Below are 16234 nucleotides of genomic sequence, written 5' to 3'. Positions count from 1 at the left end.
CACGCCGCGGACCACACCCGACCGAAGTCGATGTGGTCGCGGGTGACCAAGGGCTGCTCGGCGTACATGGCCCCAAGTTGAGCAGCGAACCTCGCACCGCGTCAACCGTCCACCATTGCCGCACTGTTGCGATCTCCTGTCGCCACGCGACACCTCCCCCGCCCCGGGTGCCCCGCCGCCGACGGGCCTTGACACCAGGCGATCGAGCACGCGTACGATCGAAAGCGGAGTGCAGTGCCCCGCCGGACGCGTTGAGGGACGCGGGCCGGCCGCAACGGCCGTACGTGACCACGCCGTACCCCGCCCCGTGCGCCCGCGCGCATCCCGCGTCCCCGCCCTCCCGCCTGGAGCCTCCGCATGGCCACCCCGCCGGACGTCCTGCCCGCCCCCTCCTCCCCGCCCGCGCCTCCGGCTCCCCGCCGGGGCGGCACCACCACCGCAGCCGCCGACGCCACCACCCCCGACGCCTCGGCCGCCACCGCCCGGATCGTCCCGCGCCGCCGCACCGGCCAGTGGATCTCCGCCGCCGTCGCCCTGCTGCTGTTCGCCATGGCGGTCAACTCCCTGGTCCACAACCGGGCGTTCCAGTGGGACGTGGTCGCCGACTGGTTCACCGCCGCCTCGGTGATGAACGGCCTCACCCTGACCCTCTGGCTGACGGCCGTCACCCTCGGCCTCGGCTTCGTGCTCGGCACCGTCCTCGCCACCATGCGACTGTCCAGCAACCCGGTGCTGCGCACGCTCAGCTGGATCTACATCTGGATCTTCCGCTCCACCCCGGCCCTGGTGCAGCTGCTGCTGTTCTTCAACATCGGCGCGCTGTACCCGACCCTCGGCCTGGGCATCCCGTTCGGCCCGGAGTTCGTCACCGTCCGGACGGTCAACCTGTTCGGCCCGACCTTCACCGCCGTGGTCGGACTGACCCTGCTGGAGGCCGCCTACGCCGCCGAGGTGGTGCGCGGCGGCATCCTCTCCGTCGACCGGGGCCAGCTGGAGGCCGCCGCCGCGCTGGGCCTGGGCCGGTGGCGCGTGCTGCGCCGGATCGTCGTCCCGCAGGCGATGCGCTCGATCGTGCCGACCGCGGGGAACATGCTGATCGGCGCGCTCAAGGGGACCAGCATCATCAGCGTGCTGGCCGTCTCCGACCTGCTCTACTCCGTCCAGCTGGTCTACCTGCAGTCCTACCAGGTCATCCCGATGCTGATGGTCGCCACCCTCTGGTACGTGGTGATCACCACTGTCCTCTCGGTCGGCCAGTACTACGTCGAACGCCACTTCGCCAAGGGCGCCACCCGCGAGGGCCTGCCGCCCACCCCGCTGGAGCGGGCCCGCGCCGGGTACCGCCGGCTGCGCGCGGCCGCGGCGGCGGCCGCTCCTGGAGAGGCCGCGCCCGGAGAGGCCGCCCCGGAGAAGGCGGCCACCGGGGAGGAGGCCCGATGAGCGCTGTCCTGGTCGTGGTCGGCGCCGGGCCGCGCGGCACCGGGGTGCTGGAGCGGATCGCCGCCAACGCCCCCGAACTCCTTCCCGCCGAACGCCCGTTGCACATCCACCTGGTCGACCCCCACCCGCCCGGCGGCGGCCGGATCTGGCGCCACGAGCAGTCCCCGCTGCTGCGGATGAACTCGATGGCGGAGGACGTCACCATGTTCACCGACGAGCGGTCGACCGTCGACGGACCGGTCCGCCCCGGCCCCTCGCTGGCCGAATGGGCCGCGCGCCCGGAGGAGTTCGCGCCCCATCGGGAGATCGCCGACCCCGCCCTGCGGGCCGAGCTGCGCGCCCTCGCCCCCACCGACTTCCCCACCCGGCGGGCCCAGAGCGCGTATCTCGACTGGGTGTTCCGGCGCGCCGTCGCCGACCTGCCGCCGCACGTCACGGTCACCGTCCACCGGGACACCGCGCGGCGGATCGAGGGCCCGACGGACGGGCCGCAGCTGGTCCACCTCTCCGACCGGGTCCTCACCGCCGACCACGTCGTGCTCACCCTCGGCCACCTCGACTCCTCCCCCGACCCCCGCTACGCCGCCGACGCCGCCTTCGCCGCCCGGCACGGCCGCTTCCACCTGCCGCCCGCGCACTCCGCCGACGTCACCGCCGAGCTGGAGCGCATCGCCCCCGGCGAGCACACCGTGCTGCGCGGCTTCGGGCTCGCCTTCGTCGACCTGGTCTCGCTGCTCACCGAAGGCCGCGGCGGCCGCTTCGAGGAGGCGGCGGTCGGCGGAGCCGAGGGAGGCGGTGGCGGCCTGGTCTACCGGCCCTCGGGCCGCGAACCGGTCGTCCACGTCGGCTCGCGGCGCGGCGTCCCCTACCACTCCAAGACCGGCTACCGCCTGGCCGGACCGCCGCCACCCTTCCCCCGGTACTTCGACGCCGCCGCCGTCGACACCCTGCTGGAGCGGCCGGGCGCACTCGAACTGCGGCGCGACGTCTGGCCGTTGATGGCCAAGGAGATCGCCTTCGGTCACTACCACGAGCTGTTCCACGCCCACCCCGGGCGCACCGCCCTGCCCTGGGCGGAGTTCCTCCCCGGTCTCGACGCGCACCGCTGGGCCTCCCCGGAGCTCGAAGCGCTGGTCGGCCGGGCCGTCCCCGACCCGGCCGACCGGCTCGACCTCGAACGCCTCGACCACCCGCTGGCCGGCCTGGAACTCGGCTCCGCCGAGGAACTCCAGCGCCACCTGCGCCGCTACATCGCCGAGGACGCCGACCGGCGCGCCGACCCCGCCCACAGCGCCGACCTCGGTGCCTTCCTCGCCCTGCTCTCGCTCTTCGGCCAGCTGCCCCGGATCCTCGCCTCCGGTCGGCTCACCGCCCGGTCGGTGGGCGAGGAGGTCGACGAGTGGTTCTTCGGCTACTTCAGCTACCTGGCGTCCGGGCCGCCCGGCTTCCGGCTGCGCCAGCTGCTCGCGCTCTCCGAGGCCGGCGTGGTCCGCTTCCTCGGCGCGGCCGTCCGGGTCGAGCGGGACGAGCGCACCGGCAGCTGGCTGGCCTCCGGCGCCACCGTGCCCGGGCACACCGTCACCGCCACCGCGCTGGTCGAGGCGTACCTGCCCAAGCACGTGCTGGACCGCACCCGGGACCCGCTGCTGCGCGAGCTGCACCGGGAGGGGCGGATCGTCGAGGAGGTGGTCAGCGACCCGGAGCACACCCACCGCTCCGGACTGCTCACGATCCGGCCGCGGGACGGCGGCGTCCTCGACCCGGCCCTCGGCGGGGAGCCGCATCCACGGCGCACCGCGCTCGGCCCGCACACCAGCGTGCGGGCGGCGGCCGCGTTCGCCCGGCCGCGCACGGACTCGCCCGGCTTCCGGCAGAACGACGCGGCGGCCCGGGCGCTGCTGGGCGCGCTCGCCGGGGCGGGGTCGCCTGGCGCGGTGAGTCCGGTGGGCGCGGAGGACACGGCGGGCGCGGTGGTGGGGGCGACGGTCTGACCCACCGGCGCGCGGACCGCGTCACGGCCCGTAGATCTCCTCCACCAGGTCCTCGGCCGTGACGTGGTCCGGCGCGGCGAGGATCCACTCGCCGATCTGCTTGATACCGGTGCCCCGTTCCAGCGCGTTCAGACAGGCGTCGGCCTCCCGCTCCGAGGCGAACTCCCAGGTCAGCACGCGGCGGATCAGCACCAGCGCCTCGGCCGGGTGCATCCGCGGCCGCTTGCCGGGCTTCGACCGCCCGACCGGGGCCGACGCCAGTCGCTGCTGCTGGGCGGCCAGGTCCTGCCAGGCGCGGACGGTGACGGGGTGCTGCTCGCCGAGGACGGCGACCAGCTCCGGCAGCAGGGTGCGCAGCTGGAGCACCGCGTTCTCCGGGTCGCCCCGCTCGGCCGTGTACACCGCCAGGTCGTGCCGTGCCTGGAACACCCGGGGGTCGTGCGGGCCCCAGGCCGCGTGCAGCTCCGGCAGCAGCTCGGCGAGCCGGCGCATCGCGCTGATCGTCTCGCCGCTCTCGCCGATGCAGCGCAGCAGGTGGTAGCGGGCGGTGAGGGTGTCCGGGTCGGACGGGCCGAGGGCGAGCCGCAGGTCCTCGGCGACGGTGGACAGCAGCCGGATCGCGCCGTCCAGGTCGCCGGTGCGGCTCAGGAACCAGCCGAAGTCGCGCCAGGCGGAGAGGGTCTCCCGGTCCGCGGGGCCGAGCACGGCCAGCGCCTCCTGGGCGACCGCGTGGAGCAGACCGGCGGACTCCTCGGGCGTCGCCGCCCGGTGCGCGGCGCTCCGGCGCTCGCTCAGGGCGGAGCGGGCGAGGTCGTGCGGTGCCGGCGGGGACACTGGGCCCGGCGGCGGCGTGGTGAGCGGGGGCAGCAGGGCCGGAGCGAACAGCACGGGCGGCGGGAGCACCGGCACCGGCCCGAACACGATCGGCGGCGGGAACACCGGCACCGGCGGGACGAGCACCATCACCGGCCCGAACCCCGGCTGCTCGGCGGGTGCCTCCGCCGCCGACTCGTCCGCCAACTCGTCCACCGGCTCGTCCACCGGGTCCAGCGCCGGCTCCGCCGGGCCCGTCCGCCCGGGGTCGGCGCCCTCCAGCGCCGCGAGCCGCCGCTCCACCGTCCGCGCGTCCGCCGGGCGGTGCTCCGGATCCTTCGCCAGCAGTTCCGTGACCAGCCCGGCCAGCTCCACCGGCAGCCCGAACTCCGCCGGGTCCAGCGCCGGCGGCGGCGCGTTCAGGTGCTGGTACATCAGCACCGGCGTCGAGTCGCCGCTGAACGGCCTTGCCCCGGTACAGAGTTCCACCAGTACGCAGCCGAAGGCGTAGAGGTCCGCCCGGCCGTCCACCCGGCCGCCGGTCCAGCGTTCCGGCGCCATGTACGCCGGGCTGCCGACGACCGTCCCGGTGGTGGTCAACCCGCCCGCGCCGATGTCGAGCTGGGCGATGCCGAAGTCCAGCACCTTCACCGCGCCGGCCTCGGTGACCATGATGTTCTCGGGCTTGATGTCGCGGTGCACCATGCCCGCGTCGTGCGCGGCGGCCAGCGCGGAGCAGATCTGCCGCCCCCAGCGCACGCTCCGCTCCGGACCGGGCGGGCCGTCCCGGAGCACCGAGGTCAGGGTGCGGCCGGTGATCAGCTCCATCACCAGGTACGTCACCCTGCGGCCGCCCAGCTCACCCTCGCCCAGGTCGTGCACGGTGACGATGTGCGGATGCGAGAGGTTGCCCGCCGCGGTCGCCTCGCGGACGAACCGCAGCGCGGCCTTCTGCTGCTCCTCGCCGTGGTGGTTGATGACCTTGACCGCCACCGGACGCCGCATCCGGGAGTCGAAGGCCCGCCAGACCACGCCGAAGCCGCCCTGGCCCAGCCGCTCGACCAGCTCGTACCGACCGTCGAGCACGTCGCCGATCATCACCCGCCCCACCCCCGCACTCGTGCCGCCTCCGCACTCTATCCACGGGACGGCCCGCTCCGGCCGTCCCTTCGGCCGCTCTTTCTCCCCCCTCCACTTCCGGCCTTCCCCCACCTCTCCCCTGCCGCGCCCGAGTGCCCTGGTGGGAGGATGGCAACGGGCCCGCGACGACGCGCGGACCGCACGCACAGCGAGGAGCGCAGTCATGGCCAAGCAGGCCCCGCAGAGCGATCCGGCGCAGGACGCCCCCCGGGTGTCCGCGCCCCAGCACGCGGCCGCCGGGCTGCCCGCGGTCGGCCACAGCCTGCGGATGGCCGCCGAGCAGATGGGTGCCCGCCGGACCCTCAGCACCCTGCTCAAGGTCAACCAGCCCGACGGCTTCGACTGCCCCGGCTGCGCCTGGCCCGAGCCGGGGAAGACGCACACCGCCGAGTTCTGCGAGAACGGCGCCAAGGCCGTCGCCGAGGAGGCCACCGAGCGCCGGATCCGGGCCGAGTTCTTCGCCGCGCACCCGGTCGCCGAACTGGCCGAGCGCTCCGGCTACTGGCTCGGCCAGCAGGGCCGGCTCACCCAGCCGATGCTGCTCGACGAGGGCGCCACCCACTACACCCCGGTCTCCTGGGACGACGCCTTCGCGCTGATCGCCGAGGAGCTGCGGGCCCTGGACACCCCGGACGGCGCCGCCTTCTACACCTCGGGCCGGACCAGCAACGAGGCCGCGTTCGCCTACCAGCTGTTCGCCCGCCGGCTCGGCACCAACAACCTGCCGGACTGCTCCAACATGTGCCACGAGTCCTCCGGCTCGGCGCTCACCGAGACCCTCGGGGTCGGCAAGGGCAGCGTCAGCCTCAAGGACCTCTACCAGGCCGATCTGATCATCGTCGCGGGCCAGAACCCGGGCACCAACCACCCCCGGATGCTCTCCGCCCTGGAGCGGGCCAAGCGCGCCGGTGCCACCATCGTCAGCGTCAACCCGCTGCCCGAGGCCGGTCTTGAGCGGTTCAAGAACCCGCAGCAGGCGCGCGGACTGGTCGGCCACGGCACCAAGCTGACCGACCTCTTCCTGCAGATCCGGCTCGGCGGCGACCTCGCCCTGTTCCGCGCCCTCAACCAGCTGATCCTGGAGAAGGACGCCGTCGACCACGCCTTCGTCGCCGAGCACGGCCACGGCTTCGAGGAGTTCGCCGCCGAGGCCCGGACCACCTCGCGCGAGGAGGTGCTCGCCGCCACCGGCCTGCCGTGGGAGCAGATCGAGGAGCTGGGCCGGATGGTCCTCGCCTCCGAGAAGGTCATCGTCTGCTGGGCGATGGGCCTCACCCAGCACAAGCACTCGGTGCCGACCATCCGCGAGGTGGTCAACTTCCTGCTGCTGCGCGGCAACGTCGGCCGCCCCGGCGCCGGCGTCTGCCCGGTGCGCGGCCACAGCAACGTCCAGGGCGACCGGACGATGGGAATCTTCGAACGGCCCTCCGCCGCGTTCCTGGACGCCCTCGGCCGCGAGTTCTCCTTCGAACCGCCGCGCGAGCACGGCTTCGACTCGGTCGACACCATCCGGGCCATGCGGGAGGGCCGGATCGGCGTCTTCTTCGCGATGGGCGGCAACTTCGTCGCCGCGACCCCGGACACGGAGGTCACCGAGGCGGCGATGCGCCGCTGCCGACTGACCGTGCACGTCTCCACCAAGCTCAACCGCTCGCACGTGATCACCGGCGCCCGCGCGCTGATCCTGCCCACCCTCGGCCGCACCGACCGGGACGTCACCGCGCACGGCGCCCAGTTCGTGAGCGTCGAGGACTCCATGGGCCAGGTCCACTCCTCGCGCGGCGGCCTGCGCCCGCCGGCCCCGGGCCTGCTCTCCGAGGTCGCCATCGTCTGCCGCCTCGCCCGCGCCGCCCTCGGCCCGCAGGACACCGTGCCGTGGGAGGACTTCGCGAACGACTACGACACCCTGCGCGACCGGATCGCCCGGGTCGTCCCCGGCTTCCAGGACTTCAACGACAAGGTCCGCCGCCCGGGCGGCTTCACCCTCCCGCACGGCCCGCGCGACACCCGGACCTTCCCGACGGCGACCGGCAAGGCCAACTTCACGGTCAACCCGCTCACCGCGCCGGAGGTCCCGGAGGGGCGGCTGCTGCTCCAGACGCTGCGCTCCCACGACCAGTACAACACCACCATCTACGGCCTCGACGACCGCTACCGCGGCATCCAGGGCGGGCGCCGGGTGGTGCTCGTCAACCCGGCCGACGCGGCTGAACTGGGCGTTTCGGACGGCCAGTACGTGGACCTGGTCAGCGAGTGGAAGGACGGCGTGGAGCGCCGCGCCCCGCACTTCCGCGTCGTCCACTACCCGGTGGCCCGGGGCGGCGCGGCCGCGTACTACCCGGAGACGAACGTACTGGTGCCGCTGGACTCCACGGCGGACGTCAGCAACACCCCGACGTCGAAGGCCGTGGTCATCCGTTTCGAGGCCGACAGTGGAGCCTGACCCCACGGTTCTCCACCCGATGCCGGAGCAGCCCCGCGTGGTGCTGCTCCGGCCGCTGGTGAAGTCCCCGCTGATCGAGGTCGGGGAGTTCACGTACTACGACGACCCGGACGACCCGACGGCGTTCGAGAGCCGGAATGTGCTGTACCACTACGGGCCGGAACGGCTGGTCATCGGCCGGTACTGCGCCCTGGGCACCGGCGTCAGGTTCATCATGAACGGCGCCAACCACCGGACGGACGGGCCCTCGACCTTCCCGTTCCCGATCATGGGCGGCTCGTGGGCCGATTCCTTCGACCTGCTCACGGATCTCCCCAACCGGGGCGACACGGTGGTGGGCAGTGATGTGTGGTTCGGCAACGGCGTGACGGTGATGCCCGGTGTCCGCATCGGCCACGGCGCCATCGTCGCCACGGGGAGCGTGGTGACGGCTGACGTCCCGGACTACGCGGTGATCGGCGGCAACCCGGCCCGGGTGATCCGCTCCCGGTACAGCGAGGACGAAATCGCCCGCCTGCTGGCCGTGGCCTGGTGGGACTGGCCGACCGAGCACATCACCGCGCACGTCAGGACGATCATGTCCGGCACCGTCGAGGAGCTGGAAGCCGCCGCACCGAAGTAGGAAGTCGGCCCGGCCGACTTCTCACTCCCCGACTCACAGGCGGCTGCCCCTCGCTCCGGGAGAGCGAGGGGCAGCCGAGGTCAGGCGTGGTGGTCGAGATCGCCGGCCTTGATCGTGGCTAGGAGATCCGCGAAAGCGGCGGGCCCTGCCGTGAGAACCAGGCCAGGCACATCGGATTCGCGGAGCTCAACCGCCTCGGCACCGACCCGGACCTCGACACACTCGTTGTTCGCCGCGCTGTAACTGGACTTCTGCCACTCAGAGCTAGACACGTCCGCTCGCCACTTCCTTCTCACGGACCGGATAAAGGCGGAATCATCGACTTCCCAGATTGACCGATCAGGGAAGTATTGAGATAGAGGCAGCAAGGTTGGGACCATAGGATCACCGAGCAGGAAATCCGCGACCCGGCTGCCCACTCCCCGGCCCTCAGGTGGCTGGCCCTGGCTCGGAGAGCCAGGGCCAGCCAGATCAGGCGTGGCGGTCGAGGTCACCGGCCTTGATGGTGCGGAGCAGGTCGGCGATGGCGGCTGGAGAAATCCGTAGGGTGACCTCGCCCTCCTCGGATTCCCGGAGTTCGACTGCTCCAGCTTCCACCCGGAGCTCAATGCACTCATTACTTGACGCACTGAAGCTCGACTTCCGCCACTCCATATCAGGCATTCGAGGACTCCACTTCCTTCATGATCGATCGGATGAAATCGCGAGATTCCTTCTCGGCGAGGGCAGTGGCGTCGAGGCGAGAGAAGATCGCTCGGTGGTTGGCCAGATCGGTCGGCGATTCGAGGAAGAGGGCGCCTTGGGAGACGTCCACCTCCACGGTGTCCAGCTCAGCCACGGGACCGTTGGCGAAGGTGAGGTTCTCGCCAGCGCCCGGAAAGGTGTCAACGGCGAACGGAACGATCCGAACAGAGATCCCTGGCCGTTCAGAGTCATCGAGTAGGGCCCGTAGCTGGTCCAGGAGGACCGATGGGCCACCGAACTGCATCCGCAGTGCAGCCTCGTGGATGAAGGTGTGCAAGGGCGTGCCGCCCGAGCGAATGAGCTCCTGCCGCCGGATTCTGAACTCGGTCCTGGTCTCGATCTCTCGCGGCGGCAGGGGTGGGAACAGTCTCGCGAAGACCGCCGACGCATAGGCCGGGGTCTGGAGCAGGCCCGGGATGTATGCGGTGGTGCAGAAGGTGATCCGCTCGGCGTGGGCTTCGAGTTCGGCGACCTCAAGGAAGTCGACGGTCAGTACGCCGCGATACTCCTCCCACCACCCCTTGCCCCGCTCCGACGTCATGCGAGCGAGTGCATCGATCAGCGGCTCGTTGGAACACCCGCACGCCGAGGCCACCATTCGCAAGCGCTCGGGACTGACGCCGATCCTGGCCTGCTCCATCTGCGTCATCTGTGCGGGGCCGATGCCGAGTCTCCTGGCGAGCTCGCTGCCGCCGAGGCCCGCCTGCTCCCGCATGCGTCGCAGCTCGCTCCCGAGGCGACGCTGACGGAGGGTCGGATTTGGGCGAAGGGCCATGACGTCCTCTCTCACGGGGGCGGGATCAGTGTGCCGCGCGCCCGGCGGGCCGGTCCAACTACGGGTCGACCACACGGTAGGGGGAACTTTCTCGCCGAGACCTATAAATAGAGGTGCTGTCGGCTATGGTCTACCTCACAGCGATCCGACGGATCGTCAGTAATGCCTGCTTGTCGGGGCAGTAGGTGCACGCTGCCCATTTGCACCGCAGAGCGGCCGGGTCCGGACCGGCCTCGTTCACGGTGACGCGTCCGTCGACGCTCCTCCCTCCCTGCCCCTCCTCTGGAGGTTCGCCATGCGTGCCTGCAACCCGCCCGACTGCTCCGCCGTCCGGGCCGAACTCCGCACCCTCCTCCACACCTCCGGGTGGCGCCCGGACAGCATCGCCGACGCCGAACTCGCCTTCCAGGAACTGTTCATCAACGCCTGGCAGCACGGCGGCTGCCCCGCCCCGGCCGTCCTGGTCTCCCTGCGACCGGCCGTCCTGCGCGTCTCGGTCTGCGACGACTGCCCCGACCTCCCCGCCCCCCGCATCTCCGCCGACCCCTACGAAGTCTCCGGACGCGGACTCCACCTCGTGCGCGCCCTCACCGACCGGTTCGGCGCCGACCCCACCAAGACCGGCAAGGTCACCTGGTTCGAGCTGGACTTCGCCGCGTGAACACCCCCATCGGCCCCCACGACAAGATCCTCCGCACCTACACCGAACCCGAGGTCACCGCCCTCCTGCGCGAACTCCACGAGCGGGGCGCACCGCTCGGCATCCGCTGGGGCTCCGTCGCCGTCTCCGACCCCACCATCGACGGCCGGCTCCTCGTCGACTTCGGGGATGCCCCGGTCTCCACCCTCCTCAACCTCCTCGAACTCCTCCGCGAGACGGCCCGCAGGTGAGCACCTTCCTCGTCGGCGCCGCCTTCGCCGTCCTCCTGGCGCTGGCCATCGCCACCGTCGTCACCGGTGTCGTCACCGCCCTGAAGATCGGCCCGCCCCCGCCGCCCATCTCCCGCAACGGCCACTGGGAAACCCACACCCACCCCGACGGCACCACCGAACACACCTGGACCCCCCACCAGGCCGACCCCGACAACCCCCAGCCCCACTGACCGCCGAAGCCGCACCCCACCGGTGGCCCCTTGCAACCAGCAAGGGGCCACCGGAAAGAGCCTTCAGGAGTGGGAAGTCGGGCCGATCGACTGCCCACTCCGAGCCCGGCTGTGCCGCCGCTCGGCAGAACTGACCGTGCGCTGGAGGTCGGCCGTTCCGACTCCCTACTCCCCCGGGGGCGCATCTCAGCTCCGGTGGCTCCCTTGCCGCCCGCAAGGGAGCCACCGGAAGAACTCCGGGCGGGAAGTCAGGACCACCAACCTCCCGCTCCAAGGTGGTGAGGGGGTGTGGGTCCACGGCAGTCGGGTCGTGGAGTGGGAAGTCGAGCGTTCCGGCAACTCGCTCCCCCACTGGTGCAGCTCGGGTCCAGGTGGCTCCCTTGCTGCTGGCAAGGGAGCCACCGGACAAAGCCCCAGGAACAGGAAGTCGGCGGCTTCGACTTCCTGCTCCTGCTCGCCTTCGTCCTCGCCGGGAAGGACGGCGGTAGTCCGGTGGCCCCCTTGTGCGACAAGGGGGCCACCGGAATGAGCAGTGGCAAGCTCACGCAGCTACGCGCCGCACACCGAGCCGGTCAGCCCCGGGGTGGGAATGGGAAGTCGACGGCACCGACTTCCCGCGCCGGACCGGATCGGGTGAAGCGGCGATCAGTTGTAGAGGCTCAGGAAGCCGGTGATCAGCTCGGGCGGGTTGGCGGCCACCGTGGCCTCTTCCTCCCAGCCCGGGGAGTCCATGTCGAACACGACCACGGGCAGCGGGCGGCCGAAGATCCGCTCCACCGTGCCGCTCTCGTTGAGCCGGCGGGCGAGGTCGATCACGCTCGTGTGGAAGTGCAGCCGCAGCCCGTCCGTCCGGGCGGCCACCGCGGGGTCGTCCAGGGAACGGTCCAGGTCGAACGGGCCGTCGTACCAAAGACCGAGGCGCGCGGCCTCCGCCTTCCACAGTGCGCCGCCGACCGGGTCCCCGGGCACGTTGCCGAGCCGGTCAAAGCCGTCGAGGATCCAGTGGGCGTAGAGCCAGCGCGCTTCCTCGGGGTCGGCGTCCGCCGCCTTCCGGTACTGGCTCTCGGTGTTGTGGCCGATCTCGACGTACGGGCGCCGGTCGTCGGCATCCACCCGCCAGATGTTGAGGGCGAGGACGTAGACCTCGGCCCTCACCGGCCCGGGCAGGCGCTCCAGGATGACCGTGCTCGCCCGCAACAGATGTGCCCCGAATGTCTCCACCCCTGTCATGGGGCGAGCCTCCCACGCGACCGCACCGGCGAAGGCGGCAGGGCCGGGCTCCGGGAGGTCTCCCGGAGCCCGGCCCTGCCGGGAGGTCAGTGCTGGTTCGGCGGGAGGGTGCCCGTGCTGGTGCCGGAGGCCGTGGCGGACGCGGTGCCGGAGGCGGTGGCCGCAGCGGAGCCGGAGGAGGTGGGCGAGCCGGTGCCGGTCGGGGTCGAAGTCGGGGTGCCCGTCGGGGTCTCGGTGGGCGTGCCGGTCGGGGTACCCGTGGGAGTCCCGGTGGGCGTGCCCGTCGGGGTCCCGGTCGGCGTACCCGTGGGTGTGCCGGTGGGCGTGCCCGTCGGGGTACCCGTGGGCGTCCCGGTCGGCGTGGTGGTCGGGGTGCCCGTGCCCGGGTCGGTCGGCGTGCCGGTCGGCGTCGTGCCGGGCGTGCTCGGCGTACCCGGGTTGGTCGGGTCGGGCGTGCCCGGGGCCGGCGTACCCGGCGCAGGCGTCCCCGGAGCGGTCGGCGTGCCCGGCAGGGCCGGGACGACCGGCGGGACCACGGTGCCCTCGGGGACCGGCGGCTGGTTCAGCGGGCTGGACGCGATCGGGGTGACCGCGTCCCAGCCGGCCGGCAGGTCCGGCACCTTCCAGCTGCCGCCCGCCTCGTCGGCCGCCCCGCTCGGGTCCGGCCGGACGGCGCCGAGGATCGGGTTGGCCCCGATCGGCCCGACCTTGACGTACGAACCCGGCCGCGGCGCGTGCACGACCAGCCCGCCGCCGATGTACATCGCGACGTGCGTGGCCCCCTCGAAGTAGATGACGAGGTCACCGGGCCGCATCTGGTTCAGCGGGATGTGCTGGAGCTGCGCCCACTGCTCCTGGCTGGTGCGCGGGATCGGCTTGCCGGCGTGCAGCCACGCCTGCGAGGTGAGCCCGGAGCAGTCGAAGACGTCCGGACCGGCGCCGCCCCACACGTACGGCTTGCCCAACTGGGCGAGCGCGAAGGCGACGGCGGCCCGCCCGGCCAGCGAGGGGGTGCGCTCGCCCTGGCCGAGCACCCCGGAGGCGAGCAGCGCGAGCTGGGCCTCGTCGGCCTTGGCCTTCTCGACCTGCTCCAGTTCGGCGCGCTGCGCCCCGGTGAGCGAGGAGACCAGCTGCTCGACGGCGGCGAGGTCGGCGGCGACCTTGGCCTTGGCGGCGTCCTGCTGGGTGACCAGGGTCTGCGAGGTGCTGAGCGCCTCCTCGTTCTGCTTCTGCAGCACGCCGAGCGCGTCGCGGTCCGAGGTCAGCTTGGCGAGGAACTCGTTCTGCGAACGGCTCGCGGTGGCGAGCAGCTCGGCGATGGTGACGGCCTCGTACGGGTCCTTGGAGAGCAGCAGTTCGGCGTAGGCGGAGGCGGCGCCGTTGCGGTACTGGGCGGCGGCGAGCTGGGACGCGATGTCGGTGCCGGCGTCGACCTGCTTCTCCTGCCGCTCCACCTTGGTCTTGAGCTCGGCGAGCGAGGACTGCTGCTCGGCGACCTTGGTGACGGCCGCGTTGTACTGCTCGGTGGCGGCCTCGGCGCCCTGGTAGAGCGTGTGCAGCTGGTCCAGCAGCGGGCCGAGGGTGGCCTTGGCGGCGGCGAGCGGGTCGCCGCCGGGGTCGGTCACGGGCGCGCCGGGCGCGGTGGTGCCGGGGGCGGGCTGGGCCGGGTCGGCCCAGGCGGCGCCGGCGGCCAGCGGCAGCGCGAGCGCGGCGGCCGCGAGGACGGCCCCGCAGCGCAGTGCGGCGCGCACCCAGGCGGGCTGTGCGCCACCGCGGTTGCCCGCCCGTCGTCCGTCGGTCCGTTCGGCCTGTCGTACCCCGCCGCCCATAGGTCCTGTCCTCCCCGTCCGCCCCACGCTCCGGGGTCCCCGGACCTCCGCAGATCCTGCCATGGGTTACTCGCCGGAAACAGACCGCACCCGTACGGCTCGATGAATTTTTCACCACCGTGTGAGACAGCTCTCAGCAAAACGGGCGAACCGGTCAGATCTCCACTAATGTCCAGCTCAGCGCAGCCGACGACATCCCTTGGAAAGACTCTGGCCACCCCTCGGACACCATCGGAACCACGATTCCGATGCGTGTTCACCTTCTGTTCATCCAGCATCCCTACCGTCGCGAACGACGCCAACGTCTGTGCGACAACTACGACGATTGTTTGGGTATGGAACACATCTCGTTCCTGGTGGCCGTTGTGATCATCACGGCGCTCGCCTTCGACTTCACCAACGGGTTCCACGACACCGCCAACGCGATGGCCACCTCCATCGCCACGGGAGCCCTCCGGCCGAAGGTCGCGGTCACCATCGCGGCCGTCCTCAACTTCGCGGGTGCGTTCCTCTCCGTGAAGGTCGCCACCACCATCTCGGGCGGCATCGTCAACGAGAAGGCGGGCATCCATCCGGAGATCATCTTTGCCGCACTGGCCGGCGCGATCCTCTGGAACCTGCTGACCTGGCTGCGCGGTCTGCCGTCGAGCTCCTCGCACGCGCTCTACGGCGGCCTGATCGGCGCCACCGTCGTCGGCGTCGGCGTCAACGGCGTCAACTTCGACACCGTCGTCAGCAAGATCCTCATCCCCGCCGTCGCCTCCCCGCTGGTGGCCGGCCTGGCCGCGTGGGGCGCCACCAAGCTCGCCTTCGCGATCACCCGCAAGAGCAAGGACGAGACGGTCGGCAAGGGCTTCCGCACCGGCCAGATCTTCTCCTCCTCGCTGATCTCGCTGGCGCACGGCACCAACGACGCCCAGAAGACGATGGGCATCATCACCCTGACCCTGGTCTCGGTCGGCGCCCTGCCCAAGGGCGCGCTGCCCCCCACCTGGGTCATCGTCTCGGCCGGCGCCGCGATCGCGATCGGCACCTACATGGGCGGCTGGCGGATCATCCGCTCGATGGGCAAGGGCCTCGCGGACATCACCCCGCGCCAGGGCTTCGCCTCCGAGTCGGCCGCCGCGACGGTCATCCTGACCTCCTCGCACATGGGCTTCGGCCTCTCCACCACCCAGGTCTGCTCCGGCGGCATCATGGGCGCCGGCCTCGGCGGCCCGAAGGCCGAGCTGCGCTGGGGCATGGTCCGCCGGATGGTCTACACCTGGGGCCTGACCCTGCCCGCCGCCGCCACCGTGGGCGGACTCGCGGCCTTCCTCGCCGAGCAGGGCAACTGGGGCGTGGCGCTGGTCGGCGTCGTCCTGGTGGCCGGCTCGGGCGCGATGTGGGTCATCTCCCGCCGCCAGCCGGTCGGGGCGGACAACGTCACCGCCGACGACGTCAGCGACATCACCGACGTCACCCCGGTCGAGGTCGGCCCGGCCGCGCCCGCCACCCCGACCCCCGCCTCGACCACGGTCGCGGCCTGACCGCCGCCGGCTGAGGAGCTCGAAACACCATGCACATCAAGTGGAACGCCCTGGCCCAGACCGCAGGTGTCAGCTTCGGCATCACCGTCGCCGTCGTCGCCGTCTTCGCCCTCGGCATCCTGGCCCTGTCCCGCCGCGAGGCCACCCTCACCGCGCAGCGCGCGGCGGGCGGCCCGGACGCCCCGGCGAACGGCGGCCGGCTGGCCCTGGCCGGCGCCTACGCCTGCTTCGCCGTCTGCGGCGCGGCCGTCCTCTACGGGCTGTCGCTGATCGCGGGCAAGTAACCGGTCCGCGCGGCCCCGCACGACACGGCCGGAGGGCCGGGAGTGGTGATCCACTCCCGGCCCTCCGGCCGTTCCGGTACCGGTGCCCGCCCCGACGGCGTGCCGGACACCCGCCCGGGCGTCGGGCGGACGACCGGCACGGGACGACCCCGGACACCGGACACCTGACGCCGGACACCTGACGCCGGACACCTGACGCCGGTCGGACGCACGACGGAACCGCCCGCACACCCGGACGGTGTCCGACCCGGCACTCGCCGGATGCGGCCCGGGGTGCGCGCAGCACCGCCT

The 16234-nt window shown here is 72.5% G+C and carries 15 protein-coding genes; 9 read left to right on the top strand and 6 right to left on the bottom strand.

Annotated elements, in window-relative coordinates:
- The first annotated feature begins 357 nt into the window (after nt 1-357).
- Nucleotides 358-1440 (top strand): amino acid ABC transporter permease, encoded by a 1083-nt coding sequence (locus tag ACIQ9P_RS13990; protein WP_402354665.1) that lies wholly within the window; start codon nt 358-360, stop codon nt 1438-1440.
- Nucleotides 1437-3431, top strand: a complete 1995-nt coding sequence (locus ACIQ9P_RS13985; protein WP_402354663.1) for an FAD/NAD(P)-binding protein — start codon at nt 1437-1439, stop codon at nt 3429-3431. The genes ACIQ9P_RS13990 and ACIQ9P_RS13985 overlap by 4 nt, the downstream gene beginning before the upstream one ends.
- A gap of 21 nt (nt 3432-3452) precedes the next feature.
- Here ACIQ9P_RS13985 and ACIQ9P_RS13980 read toward each other — a convergent pair whose 3' ends face one another.
- Nucleotides 3453-5330: a protein kinase gene (locus ACIQ9P_RS13980; protein WP_402354661.1), complete on the bottom strand. Its 1878-nt coding sequence runs from the start codon at nt 5328-5330 to the stop codon at nt 3453-3455.
- 217 nt (nt 5331-5547) lie between these two features.
- Here ACIQ9P_RS13980 and ACIQ9P_RS13975 point away from each other — a divergent pair, with 217 nt between their 5' ends.
- Both ACIQ9P_RS13975 and ACIQ9P_RS13970 read left to right on the top strand, forming a co-directional pair.
- Nucleotides 5548-7827, top strand: coding sequence for an FdhF/YdeP family oxidoreductase (locus ACIQ9P_RS13975; protein ID WP_402354659.1), 2280 nt, complete (start codon nt 5548-5550; stop codon nt 7825-7827).
- A 19-nt stretch (nt 7828-7846) separates the two neighbouring features.
- Nucleotides 7847-8449 (top strand): CatB-related O-acetyltransferase, encoded by a 603-nt coding sequence (locus ACIQ9P_RS13970; RefSeq protein ID WP_402354657.1) that lies wholly within the window; start codon nt 7847-7849, stop codon nt 8447-8449.
- An 80-nt stretch (nt 8450-8529) separates the two neighbouring features.
- Here ACIQ9P_RS13970 and ACIQ9P_RS13965 read toward each other — a convergent pair whose 3' ends face one another.
- From ACIQ9P_RS13965 to ACIQ9P_RS13955, 3 genes are all read right to left on the bottom strand, one after another.
- Nucleotides 8530-8721: a DUF397 domain-containing protein gene (locus tag ACIQ9P_RS13965; protein WP_402354655.1), complete on the bottom strand. Its 192-nt coding sequence runs from the start codon at nt 8719-8721 to the stop codon at nt 8530-8532.
- A 199-nt stretch (nt 8722-8920) separates the two neighbouring features.
- Nucleotides 8921-9103 (bottom strand): DUF397 domain-containing protein, encoded by a 183-nt coding sequence (locus ACIQ9P_RS13960; RefSeq protein WP_402354653.1) that lies wholly within the window; start codon nt 9101-9103, stop codon nt 8921-8923.
- A 1-nt stretch (nt 9104) separates the two neighbouring features.
- Nucleotides 9105-9968 (bottom strand): helix-turn-helix domain-containing protein, encoded by an 864-nt coding sequence (locus tag ACIQ9P_RS13955; RefSeq protein ID WP_402354651.1) that lies wholly within the window; start codon nt 9966-9968, stop codon nt 9105-9107.
- Nucleotides 9969-10263: 295 nt separating this feature from the next.
- Between ACIQ9P_RS13955 and ACIQ9P_RS13950 the strand changes: the two genes are divergently transcribed.
- The 3 genes from ACIQ9P_RS13950 to ACIQ9P_RS13940 are packed head-to-tail and all read left to right on the top strand — an operon-like array spanning nt 10264 to nt 11071.
- The gene (locus tag ACIQ9P_RS13950) at nt 10264-10629 is read left to right on the top strand and encodes an ATP-binding protein (RefSeq protein ID WP_402354650.1); all 366 of its coding nucleotides are present in this window, start codon (nt 10264-10266) and stop codon (nt 10627-10629) included.
- Nucleotides 10626-10859, top strand: a complete 234-nt coding sequence (locus ACIQ9P_RS13945; RefSeq protein WP_402354648.1) for a hypothetical protein — start codon at nt 10626-10628, stop codon at nt 10857-10859. The genes ACIQ9P_RS13950 and ACIQ9P_RS13945 overlap by 4 nt, the downstream gene beginning before the upstream one ends.
- Nucleotides 10856-11071, top strand: a complete 216-nt coding sequence (locus tag ACIQ9P_RS13940) for a hypothetical protein (RefSeq protein ID WP_402354646.1) — start codon at nt 10856-10858, stop codon at nt 11069-11071. Before ACIQ9P_RS13945 ends, ACIQ9P_RS13940 begins: the two co-directional genes overlap by 4 nt.
- A gap of 645 nt (nt 11072-11716) precedes the next feature.
- Here the strand turns inward: ACIQ9P_RS13940 and ACIQ9P_RS13935 are convergent.
- Both ACIQ9P_RS13935 and ACIQ9P_RS13930 read right to left on the bottom strand, forming a co-directional pair.
- Nucleotides 11717-12301 (bottom strand): hypothetical protein, encoded by a 585-nt coding sequence (locus ACIQ9P_RS13935; protein WP_402354644.1) that lies wholly within the window; start codon nt 12299-12301, stop codon nt 11717-11719.
- Between the two features lie 86 nt (nt 12302-12387).
- Complete coding sequence (locus tag ACIQ9P_RS13930) at nt 12388-14052, bottom strand: NlpC/P60 family protein (RefSeq protein WP_402354642.1); 1665 nt, start codon at nt 14050-14052, stop codon at nt 12388-12390.
- A gap of 413 nt (nt 14053-14465) precedes the next feature.
- On the opposite strand from ACIQ9P_RS13930, the gene ACIQ9P_RS13925 reads away from it, so the two are divergent.
- Nucleotides 14466-15659 carry an anion permease gene (locus ACIQ9P_RS13925; RefSeq protein ID WP_402354965.1) on the top strand — a complete coding sequence of 398 codons (1194 nt, stop codon included), beginning with the start codon at nt 14466-14468 and terminating at the stop codon, nt 15657-15659.
- 29 nt (nt 15660-15688) lie between these two features.
- Nucleotides 15689-15943, top strand: a complete 255-nt coding sequence (locus ACIQ9P_RS13920; RefSeq protein WP_402354640.1) for a hypothetical protein — start codon at nt 15689-15691, stop codon at nt 15941-15943.
- Nucleotides 15944-16234: the final 291 nt, after the last annotated feature.

Origin of the sequence: Kitasatospora sp. NPDC094019, from assembly GCF_044764505.1 — a bacterium.
Taxonomy (GTDB): domain Bacteria; phylum Actinomycetota; class Actinomycetes; order Streptomycetales; family Streptomycetaceae; genus Kitasatospora.
The sequence above is the reverse complement of the archived record's forward strand: the minus strand, read 5'-3'. Positions and strand labels throughout refer to the sequence as shown.

What these genes read in the sequence shown, in the direction of transcription:
- ACIQ9P_RS13990 (WP_402354665.1), top strand. Translation starts at nt 358, where the DNA reads ATGGCCACCCCGCCGGACGTCCTGCCCGCCCCCTCCTCCCCGCCCGCG.
- ACIQ9P_RS13985 (WP_402354663.1), top strand. Translation starts at nt 1,437, where the DNA reads ATGAGCGCTGTCCTGGTCGTGGTCGGCGCCGGGCCGCGCGGCACCGGG.
- ACIQ9P_RS13975 (WP_402354659.1), top strand. Translation starts at nt 5,548, where the DNA reads ATGGCCAAGCAGGCCCCGCAGAGCGATCCGGCGCAGGACGCCCCCCGG.
- ACIQ9P_RS13970 (WP_402354657.1), top strand. Translation starts at nt 7,847, where the DNA reads ATGCCGGAGCAGCCCCGCGTGGTGCTGCTCCGGCCGCTGGTGAAGTCC.
- ACIQ9P_RS13960 (WP_402354653.1), bottom strand. Translation starts at nt 9,103, where the DNA reads ATGGAGTGGCGGAAGTCGAGCTTCAGTGCGTCAAGTAATGAGTGCATT.
- ACIQ9P_RS13955 (WP_402354651.1), bottom strand. Translation starts at nt 9,968, where the DNA reads ATGGCCCTTCGCCCAAATCCGACCCTCCGTCAGCGTCGCCTCGGGAGC.
- ACIQ9P_RS13950 (WP_402354650.1), top strand. Translation starts at nt 10,264, where the DNA reads ATGCGTGCCTGCAACCCGCCCGACTGCTCCGCCGTCCGGGCCGAACTC.
- ACIQ9P_RS13935 (WP_402354644.1), bottom strand. Translation starts at nt 12,301, where the DNA reads ATGACAGGGGTGGAGACATTCGGGGCACATCTGTTGCGGGCGAGCACG.
- ACIQ9P_RS13925 (WP_402354965.1), top strand. Translation starts at nt 14,466, where the DNA reads ATGGAACACATCTCGTTCCTGGTGGCCGTTGTGATCATCACGGCGCTC.
- ACIQ9P_RS13920 (WP_402354640.1), top strand. Translation starts at nt 15,689, where the DNA reads ATGCACATCAAGTGGAACGCCCTGGCCCAGACCGCAGGTGTCAGCTTC.